Annotated in this window: 14 protein-coding genes; 9 read left to right on the top strand and 5 right to left on the bottom strand. The window is 70.6% G+C overall.

Annotation, left to right across the window (positions count from 1 at the left end; translation table 11 throughout):
- Positions 1-101: 101 nt before the first annotated feature.
- The 5 genes from ABEB06_RS16330 to rfbA are packed head-to-tail and all read right to left on the bottom strand — an operon-like array spanning position 102 to position 4,795.
- Entirely contained in the window at positions 102-1,379 is a 1,278-nt protein-coding gene (locus ABEB06_RS16330) for an acyltransferase family protein (RefSeq protein WP_345697589.1), read from the bottom strand.
- 53 nt (positions 1,380-1,432) lie between these two features.
- The gene (locus ABEB06_RS16325; protein WP_345697588.1) at positions 1,433-2,389 is read right to left on the bottom strand and encodes an NAD-dependent epimerase/dehydratase family protein; all 957 of its coding nucleotides are present in this window, start codon (positions 2,387-2,389) and stop codon (positions 1,433-1,435) included.
- Positions 2,390-2,418: 29 nt separating this feature from the next.
- Complete coding sequence (locus ABEB06_RS16320; RefSeq protein WP_345697587.1) at positions 2,419-3,321, bottom strand: glycosyltransferase family 2 protein; 903 nt, start codon at positions 3,319-3,321, stop codon at positions 2,419-2,421.
- A gap of 2 nt (positions 3,322-3,323) precedes the next feature.
- Complete coding sequence (locus ABEB06_RS16315; RefSeq protein WP_345697586.1) at positions 3,324-3,923, bottom strand: dTDP-4-dehydrorhamnose 3,5-epimerase family protein; 600 nt, start codon at positions 3,921-3,923, stop codon at positions 3,324-3,326.
- Positions 3,920-4,795, bottom strand: coding sequence for a glucose-1-phosphate thymidylyltransferase RfbA (gene rfbA / locus ABEB06_RS16310; RefSeq protein ID WP_345697585.1), 876 nt, complete (start codon positions 4,793-4,795; stop codon positions 3,920-3,922). The genes ABEB06_RS16315 and rfbA overlap by 4 nt, the downstream gene beginning before the upstream one ends.
- An 82-nt stretch (positions 4,796-4,877) precedes the next feature.
- Here rfbA and rfbB point away from each other — a divergent pair, with 82 nt between their 5' ends.
- From rfbB to rplW, 9 genes are all read left to right on the top strand, one after another.
- On the top strand, positions 4,878-5,855 hold the full coding sequence (gene rfbB, locus ABEB06_RS16305; RefSeq protein WP_345697584.1) for a dTDP-glucose 4,6-dehydratase: 978 nt from the start codon (positions 4,878-4,880) through the stop codon (positions 5,853-5,855).
- A gap of 17 nt (positions 5,856-5,872) precedes the next feature.
- Positions 5,873-7,201, top strand: coding sequence for a lipopolysaccharide biosynthesis protein (locus ABEB06_RS16300; protein ID WP_345697583.1), 1,329 nt, complete (start codon positions 5,873-5,875; stop codon positions 7,199-7,201).
- A 53-nt stretch (positions 7,202-7,254) separates the two neighbouring features.
- Positions 7,255-7,656, top strand: coding sequence for a DUF2304 domain-containing protein (locus tag ABEB06_RS16295; RefSeq protein ID WP_345697582.1), 402 nt, complete (start codon positions 7,255-7,257; stop codon positions 7,654-7,656).
- A complete protein-coding gene (locus tag ABEB06_RS16290) occupies positions 7,653-8,429 on the top strand; it encodes a glycosyltransferase family 2 protein (protein ID WP_345697581.1) in 777 nt (258 codons plus the stop codon). The genes ABEB06_RS16295 and ABEB06_RS16290 overlap by 4 nt, the downstream gene beginning before the upstream one ends.
- A gap of 10 nt (positions 8,430-8,439) precedes the next feature.
- The gene (locus tag ABEB06_RS16285; protein WP_345697580.1) at positions 8,440-10,251 is read left to right on the top strand and encodes a hypothetical protein; all 1,812 of its coding nucleotides are present in this window, start codon (positions 8,440-8,442) and stop codon (positions 10,249-10,251) included.
- 434 nt (positions 10,252-10,685) lie between these two features.
- Positions 10,686-10,994 (top strand): 30S ribosomal protein S10, encoded by a 309-nt coding sequence (gene rpsJ / locus ABEB06_RS16280; RefSeq protein ID WP_012785157.1) that lies wholly within the window; start codon positions 10,686-10,688, stop codon positions 10,992-10,994.
- Positions 10,995-11,008: 14 nt separating this feature from the next.
- The gene (gene rplC / locus ABEB06_RS16275; RefSeq protein ID WP_345697579.1) at positions 11,009-11,656 is read left to right on the top strand and encodes a 50S ribosomal protein L3; all 648 of its coding nucleotides are present in this window, start codon (positions 11,009-11,011) and stop codon (positions 11,654-11,656) included.
- Positions 11,657-11,660: 4 nt separating this feature from the next.
- The gene (gene rplD / locus ABEB06_RS16270; RefSeq protein WP_345697578.1) at positions 11,661-12,338 is read left to right on the top strand and encodes a 50S ribosomal protein L4; all 678 of its coding nucleotides are present in this window, start codon (positions 11,661-11,663) and stop codon (positions 12,336-12,338) included.
- Positions 12,338-12,661 (top strand): 50S ribosomal protein L23, encoded by a 324-nt coding sequence (gene rplW, locus ABEB06_RS16265; protein ID WP_380230564.1) that lies wholly within the window; start codon positions 12,338-12,340, stop codon positions 12,659-12,661. The genes rplD and rplW overlap by 1 nt, the downstream gene beginning before the upstream one ends.
- The last annotated feature ends 6 nt before the right edge of the window (positions 12,662-12,667 follow it).

Below are 12,667 nucleotides of genomic sequence, written 5' to 3'. Positions count from 1 at the left end.
GGGGCGTGTCGCGGCAGGACGGCGAAGGGCCCCGGCCCGGGTGGTGAACCCGGGCCGGGGCCCTCGTCGTTCGTGCGTGCTCTGCGGAGCCGGCCGGGAGGTCAGGCCCGGACGCTGGAGCGGGTGGCCTCGGCGGCGCCCTTGGCGGTCTCCGCGGCCGCCTGGGCCGGGTCGCCGGCCGCCTCGCCGCGGCCCGCCGCGCGGCGGGCCTTCAGCCGGGCGATCGGCCGCGGCGTCCAGTCCTTCAGGCGCATCGCCGGGGACTCGATGGCGTACCAGGAGAACGCCGCCAGCACCACGGTGCACGCCAGCGCGGTCGCCAGGTAGACCGGCTTGCCGTACTTCACGAAGCCGAGCATGGCCAGCGCCTGCTCGACGGTGAAGCCGTAGATGTAGATGCCGTACGAGAAGTCCCGCTTGCGGCCGACCGTCTGGAACGGCCGGGGCAGCCGGATGGCCAGCCAGAACAGCAGGTACGCGAAGGCCGGGTAGCCGATCACGAAGAGGCCGCCCCAGCGCATCGTCACCGCGAGGGTGAGCAGCGCGACCAGCGCCAGGCCGTCGTGCACCGGGACCTTCTCCCGGTACAGCTGGACCGCGGCGCCGAGCAGGAACACGAAGCCCAGGTGGACCAGGAAGTGCACCGACATGCCGCCCAGCAGCGGCACGGCGACGTAGGTGCCCATGTCGCCGGGGATGCCCCGCCAACCGGGGGCGTTGAGCCAGTCGTTGAGGATGAGGATCCAGAGCGCGAAGGCGGCGAGCGGGATGAAGCGGCGAGCCCGGGTGAGGACGCCGCCGGCCGCCAGCAGGCCGACCATCACGTAGCAGAGCAGCTCGTACTTGAGCGACCACAGGGCGCCGTTGACGCTCTGGTCGTGGTTGGTGCCGCGCCGGATGCCCTCGTGGATGGTGCCGGAGACGTCCCAGCCGCCCGAGAGCGAGGTGTTCCAGGTGCCCTTGAGGTAGTTCAGCGGGCCCTGGGGGTGGTTCCAGAAGCCCGCCAGCGAGCCGTGCGCGTAGTGGTACAGGAACGGGATGATGACCAGCGTCGAGATCAGCAGCGAGCCCCAGAGGCCGGGCAGGATGCGCAGCGCGCGGTGCCAGCTGTAGCGGCCGATGGAGGTCCGTCGGCCGCTGCCGGTGATCATGAATCCGGAGAGCACGAAGAAGCCGACCACGGACATCTTGCCGAGGTCGGTCTGCTGGCCGCTGCGCATCCACAGGGGGTCGAGGGGCCCGTACCCCAGCGGGTAGAGGTGCGAGACCACCACGGCGGTGGCCAGCGCCAGTCGCAGCAGGCCGAAGCTGTTGGCGCGGCTCGAGAACAGCTCTGCCAGCGTCCCTCGCGAGTGCAGCAGACCGTTGAGGCGTCTCATGGGTTCCTCGGATGTGGGGATGAGCGGGGAGGGGAGGAAACGGTGCGCGCCGGTCAGCTGGTCGCGGACGCGATACGGGCCTGCCAGAGCGAGTCCACAGCCTGACGCAGGGACCGCCCCGGGGTCCAGCCCAGCTGCTCGGCCGCCAGCGCGGTGTCCATCTGCTGCCACTCGGTCTCGGGGCCGCTGCCGGCCGGGGCGGGCACCTCGGTGACCTCCACCGGGACGCCGCTGACCTCGATCAGCAGGTCGACCAGCACCCGGGCGGCGGTGGCGCTGCCGGTGCCGACGTTGATCACCGGGGCGGTGGTCGGGGTGGCGATCGCCGCGAGCACCGCGTCCACGGTGTCCGTGAGGTCGACGAAGTCGCGCTGGGCGGTCAGCGGCTGCAGGTCGAGCCGGGCGGGCTCGCCGGCGAGGCGGGCGCCGTCCAGCTTGGCGGCCATCACGCCGAGCAGGCTGTGGCCGGGCTGACCGGCGCCGACCACGTTGCCCAGGCGCAGCGTGACGCCCCGGACCAGGCCGGCCTCGACGGCCCGGGTGACCGACTCGGTGGCGGCGAGCTTGAGCTTGCCGTACTCCATCACCGGCGCGGGGGCGTCGGACTCGCGCTGGCTGGTGCCGATCGGTGCCATGCCGTACTCGTGCACGGTGCCGAGGTGGACCAGCCGGGCCGGCGCGGTCATCGCCGCGACGGCTTCGACCAGCCGGCCGACCAGGACGACGTTGGCCTCGTACATCTGCTCGTCGGTCAGGCCCCACATGCCGCCGGCCGCGTTGACCACGGCGTCGATCCGCTCCTCGTCGAGCAGCCGGGCGAGCTCGACCGGGGCGGTGGTGCTGAGGTCGACGCTGGTGAACCGGCCGGCCGGCGGGTCGGCGGGGACGCTGCGGGCCAGCGAGAGGACCTCGTGGCCCTGCTCGACCAGGCGGGCGCAGAGCACCCGTCCGATGAAGCCGGTTCCGCCCAGGACGGCCACGCGCAGCGGCGCGGCGAGGGGTGCGGTCATGGGGGCGACACTCCTGGAGGAGGACGGGGTCAGCGGGGCTGGCCGGAGGTGGACGTGGCGTTCTTCAGGAGCGACTTGGCGCCGTTCCACTGCTTGGCCCGCAGCGCGCCGGGCACCAGGGTCAGGGCGTGGATGCGCGCGGAGATGTGCAGCCGGGAGGCCCTGGCGGCGCGGTGCCAGCCCTGCCGGTCGAGCCGGTCCGCGACATCGAGGAAGTAGCGGCGGGCCTCCTCGAACCGCGCCCCGGAGAACGCCGAGGTCGAGGAGACCGAGACGGCGTGCCGGCGGTACTGGAAGCACCGGACGTCGTCGATCGCCATCTGCTCGCCCGCCTGCAGCAGGTCGATCACCAGCGCCAGGTCCTGGATGATCTCGACGTCGTCCCGGAAGCCGGTGTTCTTGACCACCTCGGTGCGCCAGCAGATCGACGGGAAGTACAGCCAGTTGCCCTTGAGCAGGCTGGTCGCCAGCTCCTCGCCGCCCATCAGGAAGCGGCCGCGCTGCTTCGGCGCGTACAGCCGGCGCTTGGACTCGTCGGCGAGCGTGCTGCTCGGCCGGCCGTCGCTGCCGATCACCTCGACGCCGGGCTGGATCATCGCGACGCCCGGGTAGGCGGCCATCGAGGCCCGCACGTTGGCGATGTAGTTGGGCAGCATGATGTCGTCGGTGCCCATGAACACCAGGTACTCGTGCTCCGCCAGGCCCAGGCACTTGCGGTAGTTGCCGGTCACGCCGAGGTTCTGCTCGTTGCGGAAGTAGCGCACCCGGGGGTCGCCGAGCTCCGCGAACCACTCCGGGACGCCGGGCTCCTTGCCGTCGTCCACCACGGTCAGCCGCCAGTCCCCGTCGGTCTGGGCGAGCACGCTGCGGACCGCGGCCTGCATCAGGGCGACGTCGCCGTAGTACGGCAGCAGGATGTCAAGCGTGCTCATGCTCAGCCCGTCTTCAGAGTGCGGTAGAAGGCCTGGCAGGCCTCGTAGTCGGGGAGCAGGCCGGTGGCCAGCGCCTCGGCCAGGGTGGGCGCGGCGGCGTCCCGGGCGGAGAGCTGCGGGGCCTCGGCGGGCCACTCGATCGCCAGGTCCGGGTCGAGCGGGTGGACCGCGTGCTCGCCGGTCGGGTTGTAGGTCTCGGAGCAGACGTACGACAGCGTGGCGTCGTCGGTCAGCGCGCAGAAGCCGTGGCCGAGGCCCTCGGCGATGTACACCGAGCGGCGCTCCACGTCGTCCAGGCGGACGAACTCCCACTGCTTGAACGTGGGGGAGCCGACCCGCAGGTCGACGATCACGTCCAGCACCGCGCCGCGCACGCAGCTGACGTACTTGGCCTGGCCGGGCGGCACGTCGGCGAAGTGGATGCCGCGCACCACGTCCTTGGCCGACACCGACAGGTTGCCCTGGGCGAGGCGCAGCGGGTGGCCCACCGCCTCGGCCAGCCGGTCGTGGCGGTACCACTCCATGAACAGGCCGCGCGGGTCGCCGTGCTGCTGCGGGGTGACCTCGAAGGCCCCCTGGATCGACAGCTCGCGGATCTTCATCGACCGGTCTCCTCGTCGAGCAGGGCCAGCAGGTACTCGCCGTAACCGCTCTTGGTGAGCGGCTCGGCCAGGGCGCGCAGCTGCGCGTCGTCGATCAGCCCGGCCCGCCACGCGGTCTCCTCCAGGCAGCCGATCTTGAAGCCCTGGCGCTCCTCGATGACCCGGACGAACTCGGAGGCCTGCACCATCGAGACGAAGGTGCCGGTGTCCAACCACGCGGTGCCCCGGTCGAGCGTGGTGACCTGGAGCTCACCCCGCTGCAGGTAGGCGTCGTTGACGGCGGTGATCTCCAGCTCGCCGCGGGCGCTGGGCTTCAGCCCGGCGGCGATCTCGACCACCTGGTTGTCGTAGAAGTACAGGCCGGGGACGGCGTAGCGGGACTTCGGCTTCACCGGCTTCTCCTCGATGGAGATGACCTTGCCGTCCTCGTCGAACTCGACCACGCCGTACGCCGTCGGGTCGGCCACCGGGTACGCGAAGACCCGCCCGCCGACCGGCTCGGTGTGCTGGGCGAGCCGGGTGCCCAGGCCGCTGCCGTGGAAGATGTTGTCGCCGAGGATCAGCGCGACCGGCTCGTCGCCGATGAACTCGCGGCCCAGCACGAAGGCCTGGGCGATGCCCTCGGGGCGCTCCTGGACGGCGTACTCCAGCTTCAGGCCGAACTGCGAGCCGTCGCCCAGCAGCCGGACGAACTGGTCCTGGTCCTGCGGGGTGGTGATGATCAGGATCTCGCGGATGCCCGCCATGACCAGGGTCGAGAGCGGGTAGTAGATCATGGGCTTGTCGAAGACCGGGAGCAGCTGCTTAGAGACTGCCCGGGTCAGCGGCCAGAGTCGCGAGCCGGTGCCGCCCGCCAGGAGGATTCCACGCATGACCGGCAGCTTATTCGAGGCTGCCGGGGCGCCGCTGACTCAGGGTGGGGCGGCCGGGCCCGGCAGGTAGACTGCGGCCACTATGCGCATCCTCGTAACCGGCGGCGCCGGATTCATCGGTTCAGAGTTCGTCCGTCAGCTGCTGGGCGCGGACCCGACGGCCCGGATCACCGTCCTCGACAAGCTCACCTACTCGGGAGTCGAGGCGAACCTCGCCCCGGTGGCGGACCACCCCGGCTACGCCTTCGTGCAGGGTGACATCTGCGACGTCGACGCCGTCGACCGCGTGATGGCCGGCCACGACGTGGTCGTGCACTTCGCCGCCGAGTCGCACGTCGACCGCTCGATCGAGGGCGCCGGCCCGTTCGTGCTGACCAACGTGGTGGGCACCCAGGTGCTGCTGGACGCCGCCCGCAAGCACGGCGTCGCCCGCTTCGTCCACGTCTCCACCGACGAGGTCTACGGCTCGATCTCCGAGGGCTCCTGGACCGAGACCTGGCCGCTGGCCCCGAACTCCCCGTACTCCGCCTCCAAGGCCGGCTCCGACCTGCTGGCGCTGGCGTACCACCGCACCCACGGCATGGACGTGGTGGTCACCCGCTGCTCCAACAACTACGGGCACTACCAGTTCCCGGAGAAGGTCATCCCGCTCTTCACCACCAACCTGCTGGACGGCAAGAAGGTCCCGCTGTACGGCGAGGGCGGCAACATCCGCGACTGGCTGCACGTCTCCGACCACTGCCGCGGCATCGAGCTGGCCATGCGCAAGGGCCGGGCCGGCGAGGTCTACAACATCGGCGGCGGCACCGAGCTGACCAACAAGGAGCTCACCGGCCTGCTGCTGGAGGCCGCCGGCGCCGACTGGGACATGGTCGAGCGGGTCGCCGACCGCAAGGGCCACGACCTGCGCTACTCGCTGGACATCAGCAAGATCAGCGAGGAGCTGGGCTACGCCCCGCAGGTGCGGTTCGAGGACGGCCTCGCCGCCACCATCGCCTGGTACCGCGAGAACCGCGCCTGGTGGGAGCCGCTCAAGGCCCGCACCGGCCTCACCGGCTGAGACGGGGGACCGCGGCCGTGGCCAACCCGATCGCGAAGGTGTTCGCCGCACTCCCCCCGGGGGTGCGGCTGATCCTCGGCGGCACCGTCGTGCTGGGCGCCTCCTCGTACATCTACCTGGCGCTCGCCGGATACAGCCTGGACGCCACCGACGTGGCCGGGGTCTCGGTGCTGTGGACCGTCGTCATGTCGGTCGGCTACGGCCTGTTCACCCCGGTGGAGCTCGAACTCAACCGGATCGTCTCCGCCCGTGACGTCGAGGGCCACGGCCCGCTGCCGGCGGTCCGCCGGGTCGCGCTCTTCACCGCCGGGGTGCTCGCCCTGGTGCTCGCGCTCGTCGCCGCCTTCGCCCGGCCGCTGGCCGACCGGCTGTTCTCCGGGGACCTCGGCCTGGTGCTCGGCCTCGGCGGCGCCATGGTCGGCCTCGCGGTCAGCTCGGTGGTCCGCGGCGTGCTGGCCGGCCTCGGCCTGTTCCGCCCGTACGGCGCCCAGCTGGCGGTCGACGGCGGCCTGCGGATCGGCCTGGCCGCGCTGCTGCCGCTGGCCGGCCTGCACTCGGCGCTGGCGTTCAGCCTGATCCTGGTGGTCGCCCCGCTCGCCGCCTCGCTGATCGGCCTGCGCCAGGTGCTGGCGGACCGCCGCGGCGGACCCGCCCCCGCCTGGGGCGGGGTGTCCCGCGGCGTCGGACTGCTGATCGGCTCCACCCTGCTCTCCCAGCTGATGGTGAACGCCGCGGTGGTCAGTGTGAAGTTGCTCTCGCCCGACGACGTGGTCCTGGTCGGCGCGCTGCTCAGCGCCGTCGTGCTGGCCCGGGTGCCGCTCTTCGCCTACGCGGCCATCCAGGCCTCCCTGGTCTCCACCCTGTCCGGCAGTGCCGCGGCCGGCGACCACGGCGAGTTCCGCCGGACGCTGCTGCGCACCACCGCCGTGGTCGGCCTGATGTGCACGGCCGCCGGCGTGCCCACCGTGGTGCTCGGCCCGTGGCTGATCCAGCTGCTGTTCAACGCCGGCCCGGCGCTCGGCTGCCTGGACTTCCTCTGGCTGGTCCTCGGCACCCTCTGTTTTATGCTGGCCACGGTCTTCGGTCAGGCTCTGCTCTCGCTCGGTCGCCACCAGCAGCAGCTGCTCTCCTGGCTCGCCGGCACCGCGGTGCTGGTGCTCGTCACCCTCGGTCCCGGGGACGTCGGCACCCGCGCGGAACTGGGATACCTGGCTGGTGCTGCCGTGAGCGCGGCTGGCATGCTGTGGTCGCTGTTCCGCTCCCTCCCGGCAGGACGGCCGTCCGCCGTGGCCGCGCCCGCCCCCGCTGAGGGACCGAGCTCCGCAGCGGCAGTACCCGGATCCTGATCCCCTTATTCGTGGCAGCCACGCCCAGCTGCCGCTGAAAGGCGCGAACCGTCGTGCGACTAACGATCATCACCTCGATCACCGGCGTGCTGGTGCTCGTGTACATCTTGGAGCTGCTGCGGCGCCAGCAGCTCCGTGAGAAGTACGCGGCGATCTGGCTCGTGATCGGCCTGGTTGTCGCTCCGCTGGGCTTCTTCCCGTCGATCCTGGACTCCACCGCCCGCCGGCTCGGCATCGCTTCCGGCGTCAGCCTGGTCCTGTTCGCCGGCATCATCCTGATTTTCCTGGTCAGCCTGCACCTCAGCTGGGAGGCCAGCCGCCTGGAGGCCGAAACCAGGAGCCTGGCCGAGGAGGTCGCGCTGCTGCGCTCTCACCTGGTCGAGCACCACGGCTACCCGGTGCGCAAGGACGGGACGGCGGCGACGCCGGCCCAGGACACCGAGGTGTACTCATGATCGACGGCAAGCGCGTCCTCATCATCCTCCCGGCCTGGAACGAGGCCGAGGGCCTGCCCGGCGTCCTCAAGGAGATCCAGACCGAGCTGCCCGGGGTCGACACCCTGGTCGTGGACGACGGCTCCACCGATCGCACCGCCGCGGTCGCCACCGAGAACGGCTCCCCGGTCGCCCAGCTGCCGTACAACCTGGGCGTCGGCGGCGCGATGCGGCTCGGCTACCGCTACGCGCACCTGCACGGCTACGACGTGGCGATCCAGGTGGACTCGGACGGCCAGCACAACCCGTCCTACGTCCCGCAGTTGCTGGCGAAGCTCGAGGAGGCCGACCTGGTGATCGGCGCCCGTTTCGCCGGCCAGGGCGACTACACGGTCCGCGGGCCGCGAAAGTGGGCGATGAAGCTGCTGTCCGTGGTCCTCTCCCGGATCACCCGGACCCGGCTGACCGACACCACCTCGGGCTTCCGTGCCTGCAACAAGCAGATGATCGAGTTCTTCGCGCAGTGGTACCCCGTGGAGTACCTGGGCGACACCATCGAGAGCATGGTCGGTGCCGCCCGCTGCGGCTTCACCGTCCGGCAGGTCCCGGTGGCGATGCGCGAGCGCACCACCGGCACCCCGAGCGCTTCGCCGATCAAGGCGACCGTCTACCTCACCCGGGCCGGGCTGGTCCTGCTGCTGGCGATGATCCGGCGGATGCCCCCGCACCTGAAGAACCTCGCCCACGCCGCGCCCGCCCGGCAGCCCCAGCGGCAGCTGGTCGGCGGCAACTGAGAGGGATGACATGACGGATCTGGTTACCGACCCGGTCGGCGGCGCGGACGGCGCCGCCGAACGGCGCCGCCCGCGGCTCGGCGCGTCGGCCTCCGCCGTGGGCGACCGCATCCTCCGGTTGAAGCCCTGGCAACTGCGTGCCCTGGAGGCCGTGGTCGCCGTGGTCGCCGCGTTGGTGTTTCTGCGCCTCGGCCAGCACATCAGCGTCAACCCGCTCAACCGGGTCGGCCAGGTCAGCGGCCTGGCCAAGGTGCAGCAGTACGGCGCCTTCCTCGGCCTGCCGGTCCTCGCGCTGCTGCTGTACACCGCCTACCGGGGTGCGCCGGCCCGCTACCAGGTGATCCAGCGCCTGGTCTGCGCCGCGCTCGCGGGCCTGTCCACCGGTGCGGTGGCGGCCGGCATCGCCGTCGCCCTGAACGGGACGCCCTTCGGCCTCGGCGGCCAGGAGGGCGACCCCGGCAACGTCATGGGCATGGCCAACGACATGATGAACGGCAAGGGCCTGCTCCCGGGCGTCTACCCGCCGCTGTTCCCCGCCGTCCTCGCGCTGACCGCCAAGTGGTTCCACAACGGTGTCGTCGGCGTCGGGTACGCCATGCAGGACCTCCAGCTGCTGTGCACCGCGCTGGCCGGACCGCTGGCCTACCTGGCCTGGCGCCTGATGCTGCGCCCGTTCTGGGCGCTGCTGATCGCCGCGCCCTCCGCGGTGCTCTTCATGGACCCGATCCGGCCGTACAGTCACGCCACCATGATCGTGCTGGTCCCGATGGTGGCCGGCTGCCTGCGCGAGCTGGGCCGCGTGCACGAGCTGTCGCTGCGCTCCCGGCTGCTGCGCGGGGTGGGCTTCGGCGCCGTCTTCGGCGTGCTGTTCCTCTGGTACTCCGGCTGGTTCATCTGGACCGCGCCCGGTGTCCTGGTGCTCGCGCTCTTCCTGGTGCCGTGGCGCGGCGGCGCGGCGCGGCTCAAGGCGGCGCTGACCTACCTCGGCGCCACCCTGCTGGCGGCCGGCGTGGTCGGCTCGCCGCTGCTGATCCAGATCGTCCGGCTCGGCGCGACCACCAAGGACCGCTACGCCTACGTCATGACCTACATCGACCCCGCCTACGTGATGGGCTGGGTCTCAGACCGGCAGGGCCACGAGAATTACCACGTGTTCCCCCCGCAGGGGGAGTTCGCCGGTCAGAGCGCCTTCACCCTGCTGCTGCTGGCCGCGGTCGGCCTGGCGCTGGCCCTCGGCCTGCGCAGCATCGCGGTGCGCACCGCCGCGGCCGGTCTGATCAGCGCCTGGCTGCTGCGCTTCTGGTTCGCTTCGCACATGGAGCACGACCAGGCGGTCCAGCTCTACCCGCGGACCACCTGGATCATCATGTACAGCCTCATCGTGCTGGCGGTGCTGGGCCTGATGTTCACCAGCGGCCGGATCGCCAATTGGGTCCGCGGCCTCGACGAGGCGCGCGAGGATCGGACCTCGCGCCCCACGGTGGCTCGGATCACCCCCGGCGTGGCGAAGCTCACGGCGGGCGCGCTCTGCGTGCTGGCGCTGTTCACCACCATGGGCGCCTCCTGGTCGGCCAACCGCTACATGCCGAGCACCGAGAAGGGCGTCGAGGACCTGGGCCTGGACGCCTACCGGGCGCACTTCATCAAGCAGCAGAACGGCCAGTGCCCCAAGTACTCCGGCGGCAAGTGCTCGCCGATCAACACGGAGCTCTCCGAGTACACCTTCGGTCCGGACAGCGGGAAGCTGTTCTGCGGCAACGCGACGAAGACCGAGAAGGAGGACGAGTGGTGGGCGATCTGCGGCCGGGCCCGTCCCTGGTGACGAGCGGGTGAACCTCCGGTCGGGGCCGGCGTGGCGCGTGCCACGCCGGCCCCGATTGGCTTTCCGCTCCACGCCTGTGGCAGTATGTCCAAGTTGCTCGGTTGAGTGCCGATGCTGCGCGCCTCCCGCCGGGAGGACCGGAAGCGAGTCCCATGTACTCGTCGTTCCCGTGATGGCCGTTCATGTGTTCACGTGCTGTATGTGAATGCAGTGGTGTGAAGTCGACACCGCGGCAGCTGCGGGGCGGACGTACGGGAATCTTCCGGGAAGCGTGTGCGGGGCCTCGACCCGGAGCTTCACCAAACCCCGGCAGTTCCAAACCGACGAGATGTCTTCGCCGGTTTTTTTGCAAGCGCAAGGGCGACACGCCCGAGCGCGGGGGTCGGAGAAGCGGTCGTGAAGCAACGGACGACACAAAGGACTACTGAGTAGCCATGGCGGGACAGAAGATCCGCATCCGGCTCAAGGCCTACGACCACGAGGTCATCGACTCCTCGGCGAAGAAGATCGTCGAGACGGTGATCCGTACTGGTGCGCAGGTCGCGGGCCCGGTGCCGCTGCCCACTGAGAAGAACGTGTACTGCGTCATCCGCTCGCCGCACAAGTACAAGGACTCGCGCGAGCACTTCGAGATGCGTACTCACAAGCGTCTGATCGACATCCTCGACCCCACGCCGAAGACGGTTGACTCGCTGATGCGTCTCGACCTGCCGGCGGGCGTCGACATCGAGATCAAGCTCTGAGAGGCGCACCGAAGATGGCTAAGCAGATTAAGGGCATCCTGGGCGAGAAGCTCGGCATGACCCAGGTCTGGGACGAGAACAACCGGGTCGTCCCGGTGACCGTCGTCAAGGCTGGGCCCAATGTCGTGACCCAGGTCCACACCGCCGACAGCCCGGCCGGCTACGACGCCGTCCAGATCGGCTTCGGCGAGATCGACCCCCGCAAGGTGAACAAGCCCCTCCAGGGCCACTTCGCCAAGGCCGGTGTCACCCCCCGCCGCCACCTGGTCGAGCTCCGTACCTCGGACGCGTCCGAGTACACCCTGGGCCAGGAGATCACCGCCGAGCTGTTCGAGGCGGGTGTCAAGGTCGACGTGACCGGCACCTCCAAGGGCAAGGGCTTCGCCGGTGTCATGAAGCGCCACAACTTCCGGGGCCTCGGCGCCGGTCACGGCGTGCAGCGCAAGCACCGTTCGCCCGGCTCGATCGGTGGCTGCGCCACCCCGGGTCGCGTGTTCAAGGGCATGAAGATGGCCGGCCGGATGGGCCACGAGCGCGTGACCACCCAGAACCTGACCATCCACGCCGTTGACGCGGAGAAGGGGCTGCTCCTCATCAAGGGCGCAATCCCGGGCCCGAATGGCGGCCTCGTCCTCGTCCGCACCGCGGCGAAGGGGCTGTGAGGATATGAGCACCATTGACATCCTGTCGCCCTCGGGCGACAAGGCCGGCAGCCTCGAGCTGCCCGCGGAGATCTTCGACGCCAAGGTCAGCGTTCCGCTGATGCACCAGGTCGTCGTGGCTCAGCTGGCCGCGGCCCGTCAGGGCACGCACAAGGTCAAGTCCCGCGGCGAGGTCCGAGGCGGCGGCCGCAAGCCGTACCGCCAGAAGGGCACCGGCCGCGCCCGTCAGGGCTCGACCCGCGCGCCGCAGTTCGTCGGCGGTGGCGTCGTGCACGGCCCCGTGCCGCGCGACTACTCGCAGCGGACCCCGAAGAAGATGATCGCCGCCGCCCTGCGCAGCGCGCTCACCGACCGGGCCCGCCACAACCGCATCCACGTCGTCACCGGCGTGACCGCGACCGAGGCGCCGTCGACCAAGGCCGCCAAGGCCCTGTTCGCCAAGATCTCCGAGCGCAAGAGCCTCCTCCTGGTGGTCGAGCGCGAGGACGAGCTGGGTCTGCTGTCCGCTCGCAACCTGGCGCACGTGCACATCCTGGACGCGGGCCAGCTGAACACCTACGACGTGCTCGTCTCCGACGATGTGGTCTTCACTCAGGCCGCCTTCGAGCGTTTCGTGGCCGGTCCGGCCGCGTCCGCCAAGGCCGTTGCCGCTGAGGGCGAGCTCGAAGGGAGCGCCGCCTGATGGCTGCAGAGATCACGAGCAAGACGTACTCGGACCCCCGTGACGTCCTGATCAAGCCGGTCATCTCGGAGAAGAGCTACTCGCTCCTCGACGAGAACAAGTACACGTTCGTCGTGGCTCCCGGTGCCAACAAGACCCAGATCAAGCAGGCCGTCGAGGCGGTCTTCTCGGTCAAGGTCGAGGCCGTCAACACGCTGAACCGTCAGGGCAAGCGCAAGCGCTCCAAGACGGGTTTCGGTAAGCGCAAGGACACCAAGCGCGCCATCGTGACGCTGGCCGAGGGCAACCGCATCGACATCTTCGGTGGTCCGGTCTCCGCCTGACGGGGA

Source organism: Kitasatospora terrestris, assembly GCF_039542905.1.
Taxonomy (GTDB): Bacteria; Actinomycetota; Actinomycetes; order Streptomycetales; family Streptomycetaceae; genus Kitasatospora; species Kitasatospora terrestris.
This window is presented reverse-complemented; position numbering and strand designations above follow the sequence as displayed.

Bases quoted from the DNA above. Each gene is read 5' to 3' on its own strand.
- ABEB06_RS16330 (WP_345697589.1), bottom strand. From the start codon at position 1,379: ATGAGACGCCTCAACGGTCTGCTGCACTCGCGAGGGACGCTGGCAGAG.
- ABEB06_RS16325 (WP_345697588.1), bottom strand. From the start codon at position 2,389: ATGACCGCACCCCTCGCCGCGCCGCTGCGCGTGGCCGTCCTGGGCGGA.
- ABEB06_RS16320 (WP_345697587.1), bottom strand. From the start codon at position 3,321: ATGAGCACGCTTGACATCCTGCTGCCGTACTACGGCGACGTCGCCCTG.
- ABEB06_RS16315 (WP_345697586.1), bottom strand. From the start codon at position 3,923: ATGAAGATCCGCGAGCTGTCGATCCAGGGGGCCTTCGAGGTCACCCCG.
- rfbA (WP_345697585.1), bottom strand. From the start codon at position 4,795: ATGCGTGGAATCCTCCTGGCGGGCGGCACCGGCTCGCGACTCTGGCCG.
- rfbB (WP_345697584.1), top strand. From the start codon at position 4,878: ATGCGCATCCTCGTAACCGGCGGCGCCGGATTCATCGGTTCAGAGTTC.
- ABEB06_RS16290 (WP_345697581.1), top strand. From the start codon at position 7,653: ATGATCGACGGCAAGCGCGTCCTCATCATCCTCCCGGCCTGGAACGAG.
- ABEB06_RS16285 (WP_345697580.1), top strand. From the start codon at position 8,440: ATGACGGATCTGGTTACCGACCCGGTCGGCGGCGCGGACGGCGCCGCC.
- rpsJ (WP_012785157.1), top strand. From the start codon at position 10,686: ATGGCGGGACAGAAGATCCGCATCCGGCTCAAGGCCTACGACCACGAG.
- rplC (WP_345697579.1), top strand. From the start codon at position 11,009: ATGGCTAAGCAGATTAAGGGCATCCTGGGCGAGAAGCTCGGCATGACC.
- rplD (WP_345697578.1), top strand. From the start codon at position 11,661: ATGAGCACCATTGACATCCTGTCGCCCTCGGGCGACAAGGCCGGCAGC.
- rplW (WP_380230564.1), top strand. From the start codon at position 12,338: ATGGCTGCAGAGATCACGAGCAAGACGTACTCGGACCCCCGTGACGTC.